At 60.5% G+C, this 18,441-nt stretch carries 17 protein-coding genes; 13 read left to right on the top strand and 4 right to left on the bottom strand.

Features of this window, described 5'->3' with window-relative positions; all coding sequences use genetic code 11:
* Positions 1–82 precede the first annotated feature (82 nt).
* A complete protein-coding gene (locus HMPREF2879_RS05295; protein WP_070635053.1) occupies positions 83–1,465 on the bottom strand; it encodes a hemin ABC transporter substrate-binding protein in 1,383 nt (460 codons plus the stop codon).
* A 35-nt stretch (positions 1,466–1,500) separates the two neighbouring features.
* Between HMPREF2879_RS05295 and miaB the strand changes: the two genes are divergently transcribed.
* From miaB to dapF, 3 genes are all read left to right on the top strand, one after another.
* Positions 1,501–3,015, top strand: coding sequence for a tRNA (N6-isopentenyl adenosine(37)-C2)-methylthiotransferase MiaB (miaB, locus tag HMPREF2879_RS05290; protein ID WP_070634972.1), 1,515 nt, complete (start codon positions 1,501–1,503; stop codon positions 3,013–3,015).
* Between the two features lie 85 nt (positions 3,016–3,100).
* Positions 3,101–4,021 carry a tRNA (adenosine(37)-N6)-dimethylallyltransferase MiaA gene (gene miaA, locus HMPREF2879_RS05285; protein ID WP_070634971.1) on the top strand — a complete coding sequence of 307 codons (921 nt, stop codon included), beginning with the start codon at positions 3,101–3,103 and terminating at the stop codon, positions 4,019–4,021.
* Positions 4,022–4,117: 96 nt separating this feature from the next.
* On the top strand, positions 4,118–5,053 hold the full coding sequence (dapF, locus tag HMPREF2879_RS05280; protein ID WP_070507696.1) for a diaminopimelate epimerase: 936 nt from the start codon (positions 4,118–4,120) through the stop codon (positions 5,051–5,053).
* 126 nt (positions 5,054–5,179) lie between these two features.
* Here the strand turns inward: dapF and HMPREF2879_RS05275 are convergent, their stop codons facing one another.
* The gene (locus tag HMPREF2879_RS05275) at positions 5,180–5,803 is read right to left on the bottom strand and encodes a class I SAM-dependent methyltransferase (protein ID WP_049352687.1); all 624 of its coding nucleotides are present in this window, start codon (positions 5,801–5,803) and stop codon (positions 5,180–5,182) included.
* Positions 5,804–5,945: 142 nt separating this feature from the next.
* On the opposite strand from HMPREF2879_RS05275, the gene hflX reads away from it, so the two are divergent.
* Together hflX and HMPREF2879_RS05265 are read left to right on the top strand one after the other, a co-directional pair.
* On the top strand, positions 5,946–7,658 hold the full coding sequence (gene hflX / locus HMPREF2879_RS05270) for a GTPase HflX (protein WP_070594143.1): 1,713 nt from the start codon (positions 5,946–5,948) through the stop codon (positions 7,656–7,658).
* Positions 7,659–7,664: 6 nt separating this feature from the next.
* The gene (locus HMPREF2879_RS05265; RefSeq protein WP_070634970.1) at positions 7,665–9,737 is read left to right on the top strand and encodes an ATP-dependent DNA helicase; all 2,073 of its coding nucleotides are present in this window, start codon (positions 7,665–7,667) and stop codon (positions 9,735–9,737) included.
* 245 nt (positions 9,738–9,982) lie between these two features.
* Here the strand turns inward: HMPREF2879_RS05265 and lexA are convergent, their stop codons facing one another.
* Positions 9,983–10,657 (bottom strand): transcriptional repressor LexA, encoded by a 675-nt coding sequence (lexA, locus tag HMPREF2879_RS05260; RefSeq protein ID WP_005507121.1) that lies wholly within the window; start codon positions 10,655–10,657, stop codon positions 9,983–9,985.
* 829 nt (positions 10,658–11,486) lie between these two features.
* Here lexA and HMPREF2879_RS09195 point away from each other — a divergent pair.
* The 3 genes from HMPREF2879_RS09195 (at position 11,487) to HMPREF2879_RS05245 (ending at position 13,820) form a co-directional block, all read left to right on the top strand.
* Positions 11,487–12,149, top strand: a complete 663-nt coding sequence (locus HMPREF2879_RS09195) for a LysM peptidoglycan-binding domain-containing protein (RefSeq protein WP_083309634.1) — start codon at positions 11,487–11,489, stop codon at positions 12,147–12,149.
* A 118-nt stretch (positions 12,150–12,267) separates the two neighbouring features.
* Positions 12,268–13,035 carry a type 1 glutamine amidotransferase family protein gene (locus HMPREF2879_RS05250; RefSeq protein ID WP_080976704.1) on the top strand — a complete coding sequence of 256 codons (768 nt, stop codon included), beginning with the start codon at positions 12,268–12,270 and terminating at the stop codon, positions 13,033–13,035.
* Positions 13,035–13,820, top strand: coding sequence for a HisA/HisF-related TIM barrel protein (locus tag HMPREF2879_RS05245; RefSeq protein ID WP_049359333.1), 786 nt, complete (start codon positions 13,035–13,037; stop codon positions 13,818–13,820). The genes HMPREF2879_RS05250 and HMPREF2879_RS05245 overlap by 1 nt, the downstream gene beginning before the upstream one ends.
* A 173-nt stretch (positions 13,821–13,993) precedes the next feature.
* Here HMPREF2879_RS05245 and HMPREF2879_RS05240 read toward each other — a convergent pair whose 3' ends face one another.
* Positions 13,994–14,416 carry a DUF1844 domain-containing protein gene (locus HMPREF2879_RS05240; protein ID WP_049345337.1) on the bottom strand — a complete coding sequence of 141 codons (423 nt, stop codon included), beginning with the start codon at positions 14,414–14,416 and terminating at the stop codon, positions 13,994–13,996.
* 293 nt (positions 14,417–14,709) lie between these two features.
* Between HMPREF2879_RS05240 and infC the strand changes: the two genes are divergently transcribed.
* The 5 genes from infC (at position 14,710) to HMPREF2879_RS05215 (ending at position 18,430) form a co-directional block, all read left to right on the top strand.
* The gene (gene infC / locus HMPREF2879_RS05235; RefSeq protein ID WP_083309633.1) at positions 14,710–15,411 is read left to right on the top strand and encodes a translation initiation factor IF-3; all 702 of its coding nucleotides are present in this window, start codon (positions 14,710–14,712) and stop codon (positions 15,409–15,411) included.
* Positions 15,412–15,608: 197 nt separating this feature from the next.
* The gene (rpmI, locus tag HMPREF2879_RS05230) at positions 15,609–15,803 is read left to right on the top strand and encodes a 50S ribosomal protein L35 (RefSeq protein WP_004006287.1); all 195 of its coding nucleotides are present in this window, start codon (positions 15,609–15,611) and stop codon (positions 15,801–15,803) included.
* A gap of 114 nt (positions 15,804–15,917) precedes the next feature.
* Entirely contained in the window at positions 15,918–16,298 is a 381-nt protein-coding gene (gene rplT, locus HMPREF2879_RS05225; RefSeq protein ID WP_005507127.1) for a 50S ribosomal protein L20, read from the top strand.
* Between the two features lie 208 nt (positions 16,299–16,506).
* Positions 16,507–17,418, top strand: coding sequence for a TrmH family RNA methyltransferase (locus tag HMPREF2879_RS05220; protein ID WP_246822919.1), 912 nt, complete (start codon positions 16,507–16,509; stop codon positions 17,416–17,418).
* Between the two features lie 91 nt (positions 17,419–17,509).
* Complete coding sequence (locus HMPREF2879_RS05215; protein WP_060823723.1) at positions 17,510–18,430, top strand: cation diffusion facilitator family transporter; 921 nt, start codon at positions 17,510–17,512, stop codon at positions 18,428–18,430.
* The last annotated feature ends 11 nt before the right edge of the window (positions 18,431–18,441 follow it).

The raw sequence follows: 18,441 nt of genomic DNA, 5'->3' as shown, positions 1-18,441 counted from the left end.
CGCTACAGACATACTCTGTGGCGGGCTCACCCTTACGTTTTTGAGATTTATAAAATACCTTGTCGAAGGCCATATCCGCTGGTTACTCGACCGCTCCCAGACGGTCCGCGAACTCGGCGAGGGTTGCATCCTGAGAACCAGCGATTTCCAGCAGCAGGCGCATCAGTTGCGCACCCTCACGGCGAATACGAGGCAACAAGCCGGCACGCGCCGAAGAAGAGTACAGCTCCAACAGGGCGCACACGGTCACCGCCGTGCACACCGCCAAATCCTCCGCCAGGTGCTCATCCAGCGGGGCGTCCTCGAACAGTGCAGAGTACAGCGCCGGCAGCGCCTTCTTACGGTCCACCCGGTAGCGCGGGTACTCCGGCGAGGAGGGGAAGCCCAACATCGCCTCAACGAAGGGGAAGCCGCGGTGGTGCAGGCAGGTGCCCTCCGCATCGACCATGCGTACCTGCGCGCCGTCTGCCGAACCGATCAGCACGTTCTGCGGCGAAAAATCACCCGAAGAGAGCATATATACCCTGCCGCGGTTGAGCTTGAACTGCTCGGGTACCGGCGGGCGCTTGGTAAAGAAAGGCTGCAGAACGCGGCGGAAACGGAAGGACAGCTCCTCAACGGCGGCGGGAAGAACGGGCGCGTCCCCATGCGCGGCAGAGCTGGAAGCTGGGCTGTCAGCATCGTGCTCGGGGGCGCGCGCCTCATCAGTCACACCGTACAGCTTCTTCAAACCGCGCTCGGCCAACCCCGGCGAGGCAATAGCGCCCGGGAACTGTGCCTTGCGGTCAGCACGCGCCAGGTTCAGGCGGTAATCCTCCACCGCCTCGCCCATAATGCCGCTGGCGGCAAGGGAACGATACGCCTCAATGTAGTAGTTCAGCGCGTCCAGCGCCTGCTGTTCGGTGCCCTCCAGTAGGGCGTGGGCGACCGAATACTGCTCGCCCTCAACGGTTCCGGCGCTCACATCTTCCAGCGCCAGCACGCGCAGCTCAGGATCCGCGCCGTAGAGCTGCGGGAACAAATCCGGAACCTGCCGGTTCAGCGCCTCCAAACCGTAGCGCTCACGCAGGTACCCGAAACCGCCGGCGTTCACCGTCGAATCCTTACGGCGGTAACGCTTCACAATAATCGAGGTCGGCAAAGACTGTGCAGATTCGAAAGACTGGGCAGACTCGGCGGCAGGCTCATACGCCACACGCACCACAACGGAACGCATGCCGGTGCCCAGAATCTGCACGCGCTCAACCGCGCGACCAGCCACCTGTTCCAAAGAATGCGCCCAGCTGAGCAGCTGCATCAGGGTCTGACGCATCGAGGCAGAATCAGCGCTCGCCTGAGGCGGCACGGGGGAGTAGGCGGCAATCGCCTCCTCAATGAGGGTGTTCAGACGCTCCCCGTCAGGGGTGGGGGCGGAAGAATCGTTCGGTGACAGAGCCGGAAAGTTGCTACTAAGGGAAACCTGCATAGAGCCATTATCCCCCATCGGATACCCTATAGGGCATGACTTCGACCCTCAGCGATTCCGCCCAGACCCCCGAAACCAGCCCCCGCACCTACGAAGTGCGCACTTTCGGCTGCCAGATGAACGTGCACGACTCCGAACGAATGTCCGGCCTGCTGGAGGCTAGCGGCTACGTTCGCGCTGAGGAAGGCACCCAGCCCGACCTGGTGGTTTTCAACACCTGCGCGGTCCGCGAAAACGCTTCCAACCGCCTGTACGGCAACCTCGGCCAGCTGGCACCGGTCAAGCGCGCCCACAAGGGTATGCAGATCGCCGTGGGCGGCTGCCTGGCGCAGAAGGACCAGGACGCCATCATTGAGAAGGCGCCCTGGGTTGACGTCGTGTTCGGTACCCACAACATTGGTGCCCTCCCCACCCTGCTGGAGCGTGCCCGCCACAACCACGAGGCGCAGGCAGAACTGCTCGAATCCCTCGAAGTTTTCCCCTCCACCCTGCCGACTAAGCGCGACCACGTGTACTCCGGCTGGGTGTCTATCTCCGTGGGCTGTAACAACACCTGCACCTTCTGCATTGTGCCGTCTCTGCGCGGTAAGGAGAAAGACCGCCGCCCCGGCGACATTCTCGCTGAGGTTCAGGCGCTGGTCGATGACGGCGCTATCGAGGTGACCCTGCTGGGCCAGAACGTGAACTCCTACGGTGTGGAGTTCGGCGACCGCCAGGCATTCTCCAAGCTGCTGCGTGCCTGCGGCGAGATTGAGGGCCTGGAGCGTGTACGCTTCACCTCCCCGCACCCGGCAATGTTCACCGATGACGTGATTGACGCGATGGCGGAGACCCCGAACGTCATGCCCGTACTGCACATGCCGCTGCAGTCCGGCTCCGATAAGGTGCTCAAGGATATGCGCCGCTCCTACCGTTCCAAGAAGTTCCTGAACATTCTGGACAAGGTGCGCGAGCGCATCCCGAACGCCGTGATTACCACCGACATCATTGTGGGCTTCCCCGGCGAGACTGAAGAGGACTTCCAGGACACCCTGAAGGTTGTGGAGCAGGCTCGTTTCTCCTCCGCGTTCACCTTCCAGTATTCGATCCGCCCCGGCACCCCGGCGGCGACCATGGAGAACCAGATCCCGAAGGAGGTCGTGCAGGAACGCTACGAGCGTCTGATTGCCCTGCAGGACCGCATCGCCGGTGAAGAGAACCGCAAGCAGCTCGGCAAGACCGTTGAGCTGATGGTCGTTGCGGAGGCCGGTCGTAAGGCTGACCAGACTCACCGCCTCTCGGGCCGCGGCCCGGACCAGCGCCTCGTGCACTTCTCCGTGCCCGAGGGCTGCGAGACTCCCCGCCCCGGCGACATGGTCACCGTGCCGATTACCGAGGCTGGTTCCTTCCACCTGATTTCTGACCCGACCGCCGAGCAGTACCACCTGCGCCGCACCCGCGCCGGCGACGCGTGGGACCGCTCCCAGGCTGATTCCTGCGGTACCGGCACCACCCAGGTGCCCGGTGCGCCGGTGGGTCTGGGCATGCCGACCATCGGTCTGCGCCCCTAAAACCTAGATTCGAATCATGCGCCCTGTTCTTCGGGCCCTCATCCTCACCGCGAGTGGGGGTGAGGGAACCGGTAGAATGGGGCGCATGACTATCTCCGAAACTCTGCCCGTTATCGCTATTGTGGGCCCGACCGGCACCGGTAAGAGCGCGCTCGCCATTGAGCTGGCTCTGCGCCTGAACGGTGAGTGCATTAACGCTGATTCTATGCAGTTCTACCATGGCATGGATATTGGTACCGCGAAGGTTACTGCGGAGGAGATGCGCGGCGTTCCGCACCACCTGCTGGACATTATGGATGTGCGGGATGAGGCGTCCGTGGCGGAGTTTCAGGAGCGTAGCCGTGAGCTGATTGAGCAGATTCGTGGCCGTGGCCGCTACCCGATTCTGGTGGGTGGTTCCGGCCTGTATGTGCGTGCCGCCCTGGATAAGTTGGAGTTCCCCGGCACGGATGCGCGGGTGCGCGAGCGCCTGGAGGAGCAGGCACGTACCGAGGGTATTGGTGTTTTGCATGCCCGCCTGGCGGAGGTCGACCCGGAGTCGGCTGCGCGTGTGAAGGATGAGCGCCGCATCATTCGCGCCCTGGAGGTGTTCGAGGTGACGGGTCGCCCGTTCTCGGCGTTCATGCCGGTGCGCGAGTACGTGACCGAGAGTATTCAGATTGGTCTGGATATGGATCGTGCCCTGCTGCACGAGCGTCTGCACCGCCGCGTGGAGCTGATGCACGAGCGCGGCCTGCTGGACGAGGTGCGCACCCTGAACGAGCAGGGTTTGCAGGAGGGTAAGACCGCCTCCCGCGCGATTGGTTACGCGCAGTTTGCTCGCGTACTTGAAGATGAAGACTATAGCGTGGAGCAGGCGATTGAGGATACGACCATTGCGACCCGCCAGTTTGCGCGCCGCCAGCTGACCTGGTTCCGTGCGGACCCGCGTGTGCACTGGCTGGATGCGCTCTCACCCACCCTTGCCGATGAGGCGGAAGCCATCATCTGCGAAAGCACCCGATAAGCCACAATAACGAGCCGTCGCCGAACCGATACCTCGTCGAGTCGGTCGGCGCGGTAAAATCATAAACGGACAGGTCACCAACCTTAAGGACAGCATATGAGCGAGAACCCTTCCACCTGGGGCGAGCTGGCAGGCCTGACCCTCACCAAGGGTCACGGCACCGGTAACGACTTCATCTTTCTGACGGACGAGAACGCAGAAATTGCTCTCACCCCCGAGCTGGTAGCCCGCGCCTGCGACCGACACTTCGGCATTGGTGCGGACGGCTTCATTCGTGCTACCCGCAGCACCGCCTCCCGCGCGGGCCAGAAGCTGCTCGAGGAGCACCCGGACGCTGTCTGGTTCATGGACTACCGCAACGGTGACGGCTCTATCGCTGAAATGTGCGGCAACGGTGTGCGCGCGTTCGTGGAGTACCTGCGCACTGAGGGCCTGATTGAGCTTGAGGTGGGCGAGACCGTCAAGATTGGTACCCGTGCCGGCGTGAAGACTGTGGCGCGTACCGAAGAGGGCTACGCGATTGATATGGGTCCGTGGAGCTTCATTCACGGTGAGGCTGCCCGCGAGGGTGGCGAGGACTGCCTGGTGTCTGCTCGCGGCCTGAAGACTCCGCGTGCTGGCCTGTCCATTTCGATGGGTAACCCGCACACCGTGGTGATGCTCGGCTCTGACGGTAAGCTGGACGGCCTGGACCTGCACAGCCTGCCTCAGGTGAGCCCCGCCCCGGTCAACGGTACGAACGTTGAGTTTGTGGTGCCGGTCGACCTGGACGTTGAGAGCGGCGCGCATGTGGGCGCTATCCGTATGCGCGTGCACGAACGTGGCGTGGGCGAGACTCTGTCCTGCGGTACCGGCGCGTGTGCGGCTGCTGCTGCGACCCGTTTCTGGGGCGGCGAGGAAGCACCGGATGAGTGGCTGGTGCATGTGCCCGGCGGTACCCTCGCGGTGACTTTCGTGCTGGGCCCGGATGACCTGGAGCATGTTGTTCTGGCTGGTCCGGCGCAGATGGTTGCAACCGTCGTGCTGCGATAACGTGCTGTTTTAGAACAGAGATTTTATAGAGAAAAGCGGCTGGTGTTTTCTGATAACACATTCAGAAAACACCCGCCGCTTTTACGTTTTTAGCAATGAGCGCCAGAGGAATCAGCGCCAGGGGCTTTAGTCCTCGTAGCGGTGCACCTGCAGAATACGGAAGCCCTTCGAAGTCGTATAGCGCGACACCTCAAACTCGCCGGGGTGCAGCTCCTCAAGCTGCGCGTCCATCCACTTCTGTAGTGAATCGGAGCCCAGGTTCTTCTGAACCACCAGGTAGGCGTCACCGCCGGGCGCCAGACGCGGCAGCCAGGTCAGCAGGATCTCGTGCAGAACCTCCTTGCCCACGCGAATCGGCGGGTTCGACCAGATGGTGTCAAAACGCAGTTCGGGGTCAACCGATTCGGGGGTTCCCACGGTGACGTTGGACAGGCCGAGAGCGGCGGCGTTGCGTTCGGTCAGGCTAATGGAGCGGGAGTTCACGTCCACCGCGTGCACCTGCGCCTGCGGTGCGAGCATCGCCAAAGTCAGGGTGATGGGGCCCCAACCGCAGCCGATGTCGAGCATGCGTTCGCCCTGCGGGTCGGGTGCTTCCTGCAGCAAAATAGCGGTGCCCTTATCAATGCCGGAGGGGCTGAAAATGCCGTTGGCTGTAGTGACAGTGACCTTGCGACCGGCAAGCTCCACCTGCACGGGGCGGGGCTTGAACTCGGTCTCGGGGGTTTCAGAGAAATAATGCTGCTCGCTCATGCTATCCAGTGTACCGGTAGGGCAAGAACCCGCCGCACACGGGCAGAGTATGCGCGGGTGGGGCAATAGCTTGCACGCCCTGAGCGCACAGGCGACCGAACCCCCTACCCGATGCGGGCAACGGCGGTAGAATTAGAATCGTATGAATTCTAAGAACACCCCCGTATCTGATACCGAAAAGCTGCCCAGCGATGAGCAGCTGCGCCGCACCGTAGACCGCGTTCTGGGCCGATCCCAGGCCGCCGCCTCCGTCACTACTTATGACGCCGCCGGTACTGCGCATCACAGTGATAACTCCTCCAGCACCCACGGTAACAATAGCCGCCGCGTGCTGGATACTCGCGCGCGCGAAATTTCTGACGTTCAGCGCGAGCACTCCGAATATGACGGTGATCAGGAAGATCTCGCTGAGCGCCGCGCCCTGCGCCGTACCGCGAACCTCTCAACCGAACTTGAAGACGTCACCGAGGTCGAGTACCGCCAGCTGCGCTTGGAGCGCGTGGTGCTGGCTGGTCTGTGGACTGAAGGCACCGTAGAGGACGCAGAGAACTCCCTGCGTGAGCTCGCGGCACTGGCTGAAACCGCAGGTTCCGAGGTTCTGGACGGCCTGGTTCAGCGCCGCCTCAAGCCGGACCCCGGCACCTTCCTCGGCTCCGGTAAGGCACTGGAACTCAAGGACATTGTGGAGGCGACCGGCGCCGACACCGTCATTGTCGACTCTGAACTGGCTCCCTCTCAGCGTCGCGCCCTCGAAGACATTGTGAAGGTCAAGGTTATTGACCGCACCGCCCTGATTCTCGATATTTTCGCTCAGCACGCTAAGTCCCGCGAGGGTAAGGCGCAGGTTGAGCTGGCTCAGCTGGAGTACATGCTGCCGCGTCTGCGTGGTTGGGGTGCGTCCCTGTCCCGTCAGGCGGGTGGCCGTGCCGCAGCCGGTGAGGGTATCGGTTCGCGTGGTCCCGGTGAAACCAAGATTGAGATGGACCGCCGCCGCCTGCGCGCTCGCATGGCGAAGCTTAAGCGTGAGATTGCTGCGATGGCGCCGGCGCGTGAGACGAAGCGTCTGAACCGTCGCCGTAACCGCGTGCCTTCGGTGGCTATCGCCGGGTACACGAACGCGGGTAAGTCCTCCCTGCTGAACCGTCTGACCGACGCCGGCGTGCTCGTGGAGAACGCCCTGTTTGCGACCCTGGACCCGACCGTCCGTAAGGCGCAGACCCCGGACGGTATCGGCTACACCCTCTCTGACACGGTGGGTTTCGTGCGTTCGCTGCCGACCCAGCTGGTGGAGGCGTTCCGCTCCACCCTGGAAGAGGTCGCTGACGCTGACGTCATCCTGCACGTGGTGGATGCTTCGCACCCGGACCCGGAGGGGCAGATTCGTGCTGTCCGCGAGGTCATCGCGGAGGTTGACGCCCGCCATATCCCCGAGATCATTGTGCTGAATAAGGCGGATGCCGCCGACCCGTTCGTACTGGAGCGTATGCGCCAGCGCGAGCCGGAGCACGTGATTGTTTCGGCGCGTACCGGTGAGGGTATTGAGGAGCTGAAGCAGAAGATTGCGGACACCATTCCGCGCCCCTCCATTGAGGTGAAGCTGCTGATTCCGTACTCGCACGGTGAGATTATTTCGCGCCTGCACGAGTGGGACGCCGAAATTAAGAGCACCGATTTCGTATCGGACGGCACCTTCGTGGTGGCTCTGGTCCGTGAGGATGTCGCCTCCGAACTGTCCGAGTATGTGCTGGAGGGCGACCTGCTGGAGGTCCTGGAAGAGGAACTTGCGGAGGCACACGCCCTCACTGAGGCGACCGCATCTGACTCCGAGCAGCCCTCTAACTCTGAGGCTCTCTAAGGGCGGATGAGCGTGACCGAGAGCATCAACGCGCCCAAAAACACCCCGGGAACTGGGCCCGGACCGGGGACCGACGGCACCCGATTCACCGGACAGGAGCTTGAGACCCTGCCCGGTGCGAAGGATGCCCTGACCCTGCTGGATGAGGTGGTTGCCGCCACTGGCGGTCAGAATCGTGCCGGTCAGCGCACCATGGTGGCGCATGTGGCGCAGGCTCTTGAACTGCAGCGTCACCTGCTGGTCCAGGCGGGTACCGGTACCGGTAAGTCCCTGGGCTACCTGGTTCCTGCCCTGGCGCGGGTGGGGGAGTCGGACCAGCCGATTGTGGTTGCGACGGCGACTCTTGCCCTGCAGGCGCAGATCGTGAACCGCGATATTCCGCGTCTTCTACAAGCGCTGGAGCCGCGCCCGGAGTCGCAGGCGCAGGTGGCTCTGCTCAAGGGCCGCAATAACTACCTCTGCCTGCACAAGCTGGAGGGCGGCTACCCGGAAGACGAGCCGGATGCTCTCTTCGACATGCCTTCTTCGACCTCGCGCGTGGGTGAGGAAGTAGTGCGCCTGCGCGAGTGGGCCGACCGCACGGAGACCGGCGACCGTGACGAGCTGAAGCCCGGCGTCTCTGACCGCGCCTGGGCTCAGGTATCGGTCAGCGCCGCCGAGTGTCTGGGCCGCCGCTGCCCGCTGGTGGAAGAGTGCTTTAGCGAGATGGCGCGTAGCCGTGCCGCTGAGGCTGATATCGTCATCACGAACCACGCCCTGCTGGCGATTAACGCTTTCGAGGGCATGAAGGTTCTGCCCGAACATGAGACGGTCATTATTGATGAGGCTCATGAGCTGGTGGACCGCGTGACAGGTGCCGTGTCTGGTTCTTTGACGGTTGCGATGGTTCACCGTGCGGCGCGTAGCGTGAAGAAGCATTCGAAGGCTGATTCCGGCGCACTGGAAATGGCAGCCGGCACCCTGGAGACCGCTTTCGAGGGTCTTGCCGAGGGCCTTCTGAAGGGCCTGGACGGTCGCCTTTTGACCGCTATTTCTGCGGTAAATGATGCCGCCCGCACCGCCCTGTCCGATACCAAACCGGACGGTCAGGACGTTGACGCCGGCCTGCAGATGGCGCGCTCGCGTGTCTCTGAGGTGCACGATATGAGCAGCCGCATTCTGGAGGCTTCGGGCGAGCAGGACGTTCTGTGGATTTCTCGTCAGGGCGGTTGGGAGAACGGCCGCTACGTGGCTGCTTCCGATACCGACCCGGCGACCCTGAATATCGCTCCGTTGAGCGTTGGCCTGCAGTTGCGTGACGGCCTGTTCGCTGACCGCACCGTGATTTTGACGAGTGCGACCCTGACGGTGGGTGACTCTTTTGATGTTGCAACCGCTGCCCTGGGACTGCAAGGGGAGGGTGCGCCGCGCTGGACGAGTATCGATGTGGGTTCACCTTTCGACTACCGCAAGCAGGGCATCATGTACGTTGCCGGAGATTTGAAGCCTCCGGGATTTGGTGTGCACGAGGGTCAGCTGGAGCGTCTGCGTGAGCTGTGCGAGGCATCGGAGGGCGGCGCCCTGGGTCTGTTCTCCTCAAAGCGTGCCGCTGAGCGTGCCGCCGAGTACATGCGTGAGCATAGCGACCTGAACATTCTTCTGCAGGGTGAGTCTTCGCTCAAGGCTCTGGTGGAGGAGTTCAGCGAGGACGTTGACTCATGCCTGTTTGGAACGATGAGCCTATGGCAGGGCGTGGACGTTCCCGGTGACTCGTGCCGCCTGGTGGTGATGGACCGCATTCCGTTCCCCCGCCCGGACGACCCGATTGCGCAGGCTCGTACGGAGGCGGTGAACCGTCACCACGGTAACGGCTTTATGGCGGTTTCGGCTCACCATGCGGCGATTCGTATGGCGCAGGGTGCGGGCCGTCTGATCCGTTCGGTGTCTGACCGCGGCGTGGTGGCTGTGCTGGATTCTCGCGTGGCGACTAAACGCTACGGCGGTTTCTTGATGAAGGCGATGCCGCCGATGTGGTCAACGCAAAATAAGGCCGCGGTGACCGGCGCGCTGGCTCGTCTTTCGGCGAGTATTGAGCGTTAGCTCGGGCGAGATCCATTCCTTGCCGCGCCGCCGCCCCGTTTTGGGCATATAAATTTAGACATATAGAAATCACCCCGGTGATACGTGAACGTTTACGTATCACCGGGGTGATTTCTATAGAGAGCTAAAAGCCTCGTAGCTATGTCTTTTAGAGGCTGTGTTGTTTAAAACAGCTTCTTTGAGATGCTGTGGCTGTTTAGAGCCCGCGTCTTTCAGAGACTGCATCTTCTAGAGGCTGTGGTTTTCTAGAGACTACGCAGCACGGAGACGACCTTACCCATGACGGTTGCGCGGTCACCCATAATCGGCTCGTAGTTGGAGTTGCGCGGCATGAGCCAGGTGTGGCCGTCAACCTGACGGAACACCTTTACGGTTGCTTCATCGTCGAGCAGAGCAGCAACGATATCGCCGTTGTCTGCGGTGTGCTGCTCGCGGACAACCACCCAGTCGCCGTCGCAGATTGCGGCGTCAATCATGGAATCGCCCTTGACCTTGAGCATGAAAAGCTTGCCGTTACCGACCAGCTGGCGGGGCAGGGCAAGCACATCCTCCACGGACTGCTCGGCGGTAATGGGGCCGCCCGCTGCAATTCGTCCAACCAGGGGAACGGGTACGAGGTCCTCATCGCCGACTTCGAAGTTCGGCAGCTCGGGCAGGGAAGAGGAAGCGCTACCGTGGATGCCGACGCCGTTCTCATCCAGCACCTCAATGGCGCGGGGGAGCTTGGGGTCGCGGCGAATGTAGCCCATGGTCTCGAGACGGCCGAGCTGGTGAGTGACCGAAGACAGGGACGCAAGACCCACCATGTCACCAATCTGGCGCATGGACGGCGGGTAACCCTTTTGTTCAATCTCGGTGCGGATCGCGTCAAGAATCTTCTGCTGGCGCGCGGTCAGCGCCGGACGGGGTGCTGTTGCCATTTCTTTTCCTTCGGTCTGTGCCCCGATTTCTGTATTCCGGTCTCTGCAGTCTGTTTGAGACACAGTCCGGTCGGGGCACGGATGGGTGCTTCACACGTTTTCCGATGGTGTCCTGAAAATTTTTTGGTTCTGCTGAAATTGGTCTTATCTCGTCAGGGGGTGGAGGAATTCTATCCGTGCCGGAGCGATACGCGGGCAACGAGTATGCGCCTCCGCCCTATAAAACTCAGTCAGCAGCACCTGCATTTAGATACAGAACCAAGCTGTAACGGGTACAGAAACCTGCTGTGAGTAGGACTCATCAGGAGCGTGTGGAACGTCTCTTGACACCAGTGTAGAACACTACACCGAAAAACTCAAACAAATATTCTAGATTTTTTCTTCGAAACTCGAAGAAATTTTTAGTACATCTCTGCTAGACTTTAGAACAAGAGTTCGTATATACTCTTGAATCTCTCCTGAAATTCAGGATTTACGGGTGAATGTTCGAAAAATATTCGAAGATTCGACCCGGAGTCTTCCAGGAGGGGCGAGTGAAGGAGTGTTCGAATGTATTCGAATCCTCTGCCTCTCTCTTCGCACGATCTACCCCGGATGCTCTAGGGAGCATCCGGCGAAGAGAGAGCGCAGGGGATGGGGTGTTGGGGCGACCCAGCGCAACCCGGTGCATCCGGCGCTCTGACCTAACTAGAGAATAGCTACCCAATAGTTATCGCCTAACAATCACCACTCCATAGTTATCACTCAACTAGGACCTCCGAGCGGGTATCGCTCGGCATTGCTAGACCCGCGAGGTAACCCCGGGGCGAGCTAAGAGAAAGGAACCACAATGACTACTGCAACACCTCTTGCTTCTCGTGACACTTCTGCACACCTTCCGGCAGGTTTGGTGGTACTTCACCCCGCCCGCACTGCGTCCGCCAGCACCGTGCAGGGGCGTTCTCGTGTGCCTGCGTCTTCGCAGTCTGTTCGCTCTTCTCGTGCGGCTCATGCGCCCCGTCCCGCGCAGGTGGCCCAGCCTACCCACGTTCCCGCTGTTTCTGCACCTGCTGTTTCTGCCCAAGCGCCCGCGTCGGTTCGCTCCGTAGCTTCTGAGGCGCAGGCTGCTTCTGCCGCACAGGCGCCTAGCGTGAAGAGTGCTCTTCTGGCTAAGGGAGGCGAGCTTCTGCGTGCGGTTCCCGCTTCGATTCGTCGTTTTGGCACTCCGCGCGGTTTCCTGAAGGGCCTGCCTCTGCTGACCCTGGCGGCGCTGATTGTGCTCGGTGCTATTAGCTTCTTTGGCCCGGCGGCTTCTGCTTCTGTGGAGAACGCTTCGGTGACTCGAACCGTCGTTGTGGTCAAGCATGGCGAGACCCTGTGGGATATTGCTCAGGCGGTGGATCCGCAGGGTGACACCCGTGATACTGTGGTTCGTATTATGGAGTTGAACTCGTTGACCAGCACCTCTGTTGATGCCGGTCAGCGTCTGGAAATTCCTCAGACTCAGCGCTAAGCATGGACACGTACGTGGTTGGCTTCTGCATGAGGTTGATGTCTTGACTCCGAACCCGCTATCTCTCAAGCTGAGCGCTTGAGTCGAATTCTTGAGCCTATGAAATAGGAGCGCACCGATGCCTGTTCCCGCTGAACCCACACCCGCTGCAACCACACCCGTCGAAACTGAATCTGTACAGACCACTCAGCCCGCTCGTCCTGTGGTTGCCGTTTTGGGGGAACCCGGAACTCGTGGTCCTCTGGTGAAGCTTCTTCAGGATGCGGGGGCGGACGTTATCGTGACCGCTGTGCCCGAGCAGCTGCGTGAGGCTGACGGCATGGTGGTGACCGGCGGTGTGAGCTCTCTCGAGGCGTACGAAGACCTGAAAGCTAAGGACGCTGAGCGCGTGATTGGTCGCCGTGTTGCTGGCGGTCGTCCGGTGCTGGTTGCCGGTGCGGCGTTGAGCTGCCTCTTCGACTCGGTGACGGTGGAGCATCCGCAGATGGGGCAGGTTCAGGTGCAGTGCATGGGGGAGTGGCCCGGTGAGAGCGTGGAGCTTTCTGCCCGAGACCTGGCGCCCGGTGCTTCTGCCCTGCGTTCTTCCTCCGATAGTACGTTGCTCAAGGATCTTGAGGGTGAGGCTCACTTCAAATCTGAGCACGGCGTTTTTGAGTGGGCTTTTGATCAGAGCATTGAATATATTGCCCCTCCGGCGGTGACTTGGACTGTCACCGAGCCCGCCTATATCGCGGCGGTTGAGAACGGTCCACTGACGGCGGTGCAGTTCTGCCCGGTAGGTTCTGGCGAGCTGGGGGCGGAGTTTATGCGCCGCTGGGTTGCGTCCCTGGCGGCGACCGGTCGCCTGTCTCCTGGCGACTCCGCTACTGCTGCGGGAGGTAACTAATGTCTGTGCCCGTTCTTGAACTTCTGCCCGCCGTTGATATTTCTGAAGGCTACGCGGTGCGCCCGGTGGGCGGCACCCTGTCCGGTGGTGAGCAACGCCTCGACCCTGTTGAGGCGGCTCTGACCTGGGTGAAGGCGGGTGCCCGCTGGATTCACCTGGTTGACCTTGACCTGGCGTTTGGTCGCGGCACGAATACCGAGGTTCTGGCTGAGGTGGTTGCCGCAGTCCGTGCCGAGAACACCCGAACGGGCTCCGCTCCGGTTCGTGTTCAGGTCAGTGGCGGTGTGCGTAATGCTGAGAGTCTGGAGCGCGCCCTGAGCCTGAATCCGGACCGCGTGAACGTGACTAGTGCGGCTCTGGCGGATTCTTCCTGGCTTGAAGGCACTCTGGCTCATTATGCCGATTCTGATCTTCTGGCTCTTGGCCTCGATGCCCGTTATAACCCCGAGCGGGGCTGGGTGACGGTGGCTCGCGGTACCGATTGGTCGGGGCCTGATTTGGCGGAGGCGCTGGCGTGGCTGGAGAGCGCGGGTGTGCGCCGCTATATCGTCACGGATGTGAGTAAGGACGGTTCTCTGGCGGGCCCGGGTGCGGAGCTGCTGGATGAGGTGCTGGCTCAGACTGCCTGTCGGGTGGTGGCGTCCGGTGGTGTGGCGTCGCTGGCTGATCTTGTGAAGCTGCGTTCTATGGTGCCTTATGGTTTGGAGGGCGTGGTGCTTGGCAAGGCGCTGTATGTGGGTAACTTTAGTTTTGAACAGGCTCTTGAGGTCGCTGGCTCCCGCTAAAGCTACCGCTCTGCTTTAGCCCGCGTAGATTTCTTATCCGCATAGGTTTTATATATGACGAAGCCCCGTCTTCCTCAATACGAGGGATGCGGGGCTTCGTGATGGCATACACCAGATATGGCTTAGTAGGCCTGCTGGTTTAGCGCACGTCCTGGCTTAGTACACCAGTTGGTTTAGTACACCGGGCCGGTGAGCTTTTCGCCGGGGCCCTTGCCGGGCTCGTCCGGGAAGGGGGATGCTTCGCGGAAGGCGAGCTGCAGGGTGCGCAGGCCGTCGCGCAGGGGTGCTGCGTGCTGGGAGCCGATTTCGGGTGCAGCGGCGGTGACGAGGCCTGCCAGTGCGGTGATAAGCTTGCGTGCTTCGTCGAGGTCCTTGAGGTCGTCGGCGTTTTCCTCTGCTGCCAGGCCGCACTTGACGGCTGCGGCGCTCATCATGTGGATGGCTGCGGAGCTGATGACTTCGATGGCGGGTACGTCTGCGATGTCACGCAGCTGTTCGTTGACGGCTTCGACCTGCTCTTCGGTGAGTTCGGTGTGGCCGTGTACGGGGGTTTCTTCTTCCGCGGTGAAGCGGAAACTCGTGTTTTCAGTGCTCATAGTCCTAGAATCTCATATTTCGTTTGTTTCGGTAAATGCGTCCTTAAGAGTGGATGCTTCTGTGGGCTTTCTGCAGGAATCCCCGCAATTTTTATGGTGTTTTACGTCTAATTCCTTGCGTCTGTCGGGGATTCTGCGGTATCGTTGTAGGCAGTTTGCAAGTGGAGCATGCCTCCCACCCGGTTGACCGCCGCAAGCGTTAGCTTGCGAGTTTTGAGGTGAACGGGTTTGTCCGCCGCTTTCGGCGTACGCTGGTTTGTGCCTCCGCTTGTGTAACTGCGGGGGCTTTTTTAGTGCCCGCAACGGATAATATTCACGGGGAAACCCACAGAGCACAGGAGCTAGTCATTAGCGAACCACGCATTAACGATCGTATCCGCGTTCCCGAGGTCCGTCTTGTCGGTCCCGGTGGCGAGCAGGTAGGCGTTGTCCCTCTGAAGGACGCTCTGCGTCTGGCTGAGGACGCCGAACTCGACCTGGTCGAGGTTGCCCCGAACGCGAAGCCGCCCGTGTGCAAGCTCATGGATTACGGTAAGTACAAGTACGAAGCCGCAATCAAGGCTCGTGAATCCCGCAAGAAGCAGGCTAATGCCGTTCTGAAGGAGATCCGTTTCCGCCTGAAGATTGATACCCACGACTACGAAACCAAGGTTGGACACGCTCGTCGTTTCCTTTCCGGTGGTGACAAGGTCAAGGCAATGATTCAGTTCCGTGGTCGTGAGCAGCAGCGCCCCGAGATGGGTGTGCGTCTGCTGGAGCGTCTGGCGGCTGAACTGGCTGAGGTGAGCACTGTTGAGTCTCGCCCCCGTCAGGATGGCCGCAACATGGTGATGGTTCTGGCTCCGCTTCGCGGTAAGGCAGAGGCTCGCCGTGAGCAGGGCGCCGGCGGTCGCAAGGGTCGCGAGCGTATTGACACGACCAAGGCGAAGCCCGTAACTAATTCTTTGGCAGACGCTATGCCTGCCGAGTTGAAGGCACAGGCTTCCGCCGAGTAGGGAACCGGGTCGTCACTTTAGGATGGGCACGCGCCTCCACCGTTGGGTGGGTGTTGCGGGTTCACCCGGTGCCGGTTCCGAGGCACCTCGTCAGGGGTGCCTCACGTTTGGTCCTTGGGGCTGATGCGTGTATCGCTCAACCCCACTAAGCTACCCCGCTGTTGTGGCGGGGGATGAATGTAAGGAGAACGGCAGCTATGCCGAAGCAGAAGACCCACTCTGGTGCTAAGAAGCGCTTCAAGCTCACCGGTAGCGGCAAGGTTAAGCGCCAGCAGGCGAACCGTCGCCACTACCTGGAGCACAAGTCCTCTCGTCTGACCCGTCGTCTGGCTTCTGACCAGATCGTTACCGGCGGCCAGGCAAAGGTTGTCAAGAAGATGCTGGGTAAGTAAGCAACGCTTACTCTCTGCACCTGGCGCACCGATAGTGGTGCGCACTGATTAAAGACTCGCTCCTGTTCAGCGTGATATGTGAGCTGTTCAGGACATAAGACGAAGGAGACACACGTGGCACGTGTGAAGCGCGCGGTTAACGCGCACAAGAAGCGCCGTACTATTCTCGATCGTGCATCCGGCTACCGCGGTCAGCGTTCTCGCCTGTACCGTAAGGCTAAGGAGCAGGTCACTCACTCGCTGGTTTACAGCTACGACCACCGTCGTAAGAAGAAGGGTGACTTCCGTCGCCTGTGGATTCAGCGTATTAACGCTGCTTCCCGCGCACAGGGCCTGACCTACAACCGCTTCATCCAGGGCCTGAAGGCTGCTGGTGTTGAGGTTGACCGCCGTATGCTGGCTGAGCTGGCTGTTAACGAGCCCGCTGCCTTCAACGCACTGGTTGAGATTGCTAAGAACAACCTGCCCGAGGACACCTCGGCTCCCAAGGCTTAATTAGCCTAGGTTGTGTTCTTACCTCGAAGATCTAGGTTCGGGGTAGGATGCTTAAGCGTCGTGAGCGGCCGTCTGCACTTTTGAGTGTGGGCGGCCGCTTTCTGCGTATCTGGGGGGGCGCTGGTGACTGTTCTGCGTTTTTTGGGTGTGCCTTTGCCTGTACCCTTTAAGAGTGAACTTTTTTGAACGTATTAGTACCCCCGTTGTGATGTCCAATCCGCAGGCAGATCGTGTGCGCGATATTGCGAAGCTGCGTACCCGCCCTGCCCGTACGAAGAAGGGCCAGTTCCTGGTGGAAGGTCCGCAGGCTGTGCGTGAGGCGTTGAAGGCGCATCTGAAGAAGCCGATTCTGGATGCTGTTTACGTTACGGAGGCGGCTTTTGACCGTCAAGAGGATATTGCCGAGCTGCTGGAGCAGGTGTACGGCACTCCCCCCCCGGAGGAGGGCCGCCGCGTCTTTATGCGTGTGGTGACCGATGAGGTGCTGGAGGCGATGGCTGATTCGGTGAGCCCGCAGGGTATTATTGCGGTTTCCTTTATGGTGGATGCGTCGTTCTCGCTGCTGTGGGGTGAGGGCGCGTTGAACCCGAAGTTGATTGCTGTGCTGTCTCGTGTGCAGGATCCGGGTAATGCGGGCACTATTCTTCGTGTGGCTGATGCGGCCGGTGCTGACTTGGTGATTACGACTAAGGGCTCGGTGGATTTGTATAACCCGAAGACGGTGCGTTCTACGGCGGGTTCGCTGTTCCATGTGCCGATTATTCAGGGCGTGCAGCTGGAGGATTTTGCGGAGGATGTGAAGTCTCAGGGTACTGCTGTGCTGGCTGCTGACGGCTACGGCGTGGTGAATCTGCAGGAGCTGAGTGAGTACACTGCGGCTCGTCGTGCCGGTGTGGAGGCGAATGCCCCCTCCGGCGTGAAGGGTAATTTTGATCTTTCTAAGCCGACGATGTGGCTTTTCGGTAATGAGGCGCAGGGCTTGAACGCTGAAGAGAAGGGTGCCGCTACGATGCGCGTGGCTGTTCCTGTCTATGGTTCGGCTGAGTCTTTGAATGTGGGTACGGCTGCTGCTGTGTGCCTGTATGCTTCGGCGATGGCTCAGCGCGGCGTTTCTCGCTAGGTTTTGGGCGGTTCACGGCTGTGGTACAGCGGTGGGCCGCTTTAGCATCATGGGTTTTAGAGTTTTAGTTTAGGGCTGAGAAAGGGAAATTATGTCTGCTCCTTCTGGTCATTCGGGTTCGGGCGCGATTATTGCCGCGCTGGGTGCGAACCTGGGTATTGCGGTGCTGAAGTTTTTGGCTTTTGCGCTGACTCGTTCTTCGTCGATGTTGGCGGAGGCTATTCATTCGGTGGCTGACTCGGGTAATCAGCTTCTGCTTCTTCTGGGCGGTCGCGCTTCGCAGAAGCAGGCTGATGAGGAACATCCGTTTGGTTATGGCCGTAACCGCTATATTTACGCGTTTATTGTTTCGATTATTATCTTTGCCCTGGGTGGCTTGTTCGCCCTGTATGAGGGTTATGAGAAGCTGCATGACCCGCACGGTATTACTGAGTGGCAGTGGGTTCCGGTGGCTGTTCTGGTGGGTTCGATCCTGCTGGAGGGTAATTCGTTCCGCGTGGCGGTGAAGGAGTCGCGTGAGCTGAAGGGCAAGCAGAGCTGGATGCGTTTCTTGCGTACTTCGAAGAACCCGGAGCTTCCGGTGCTTCTGCTGGAGGATGCGGGTGCGTTGCTGGGTCTGATTTTCGCGCTTTTTGGCGTGGGTATGACTCTGTTGACCGGTAATGGTCTGTGGGATGCGTTCGGCACCCTGGCTATTGGTGTGCTGCTGGTCTTTATTGCTGTGTTCCTTGCGGTGGAGATGAAGTCGCTGATTTTGGGTGAGGCTGCTTCGCCGGAGGATTTGGCGAAGATTCGTGCGGCGATTGAGGATGGCGATAGCGAGCGCATTATCCACATTAAGACTGTGCACCTGGGTCCTGAGGAGATTCTGGTGGCGGCAAAGATTCGTATTCATGATGCTGACACTGGTCGTGCGGTAGCTGATGAGATTGACGCGGCTGAGGTTCGTATTCGCGAGGCTGTTCCTGCGGCACGCATCATTTATTTGGAGCCGGATATTTTCCGGGCTTAGTTCTAGGAGAT

This window comes from Rothia sp. HMSC069C04 (assembly GCF_001812895.1).
Lineage (GTDB): Bacteria > Actinomycetota > Actinomycetes > Actinomycetales > Micrococcaceae > Rothia.
This window is presented reverse-complemented; position numbering and strand designations above follow the sequence as displayed.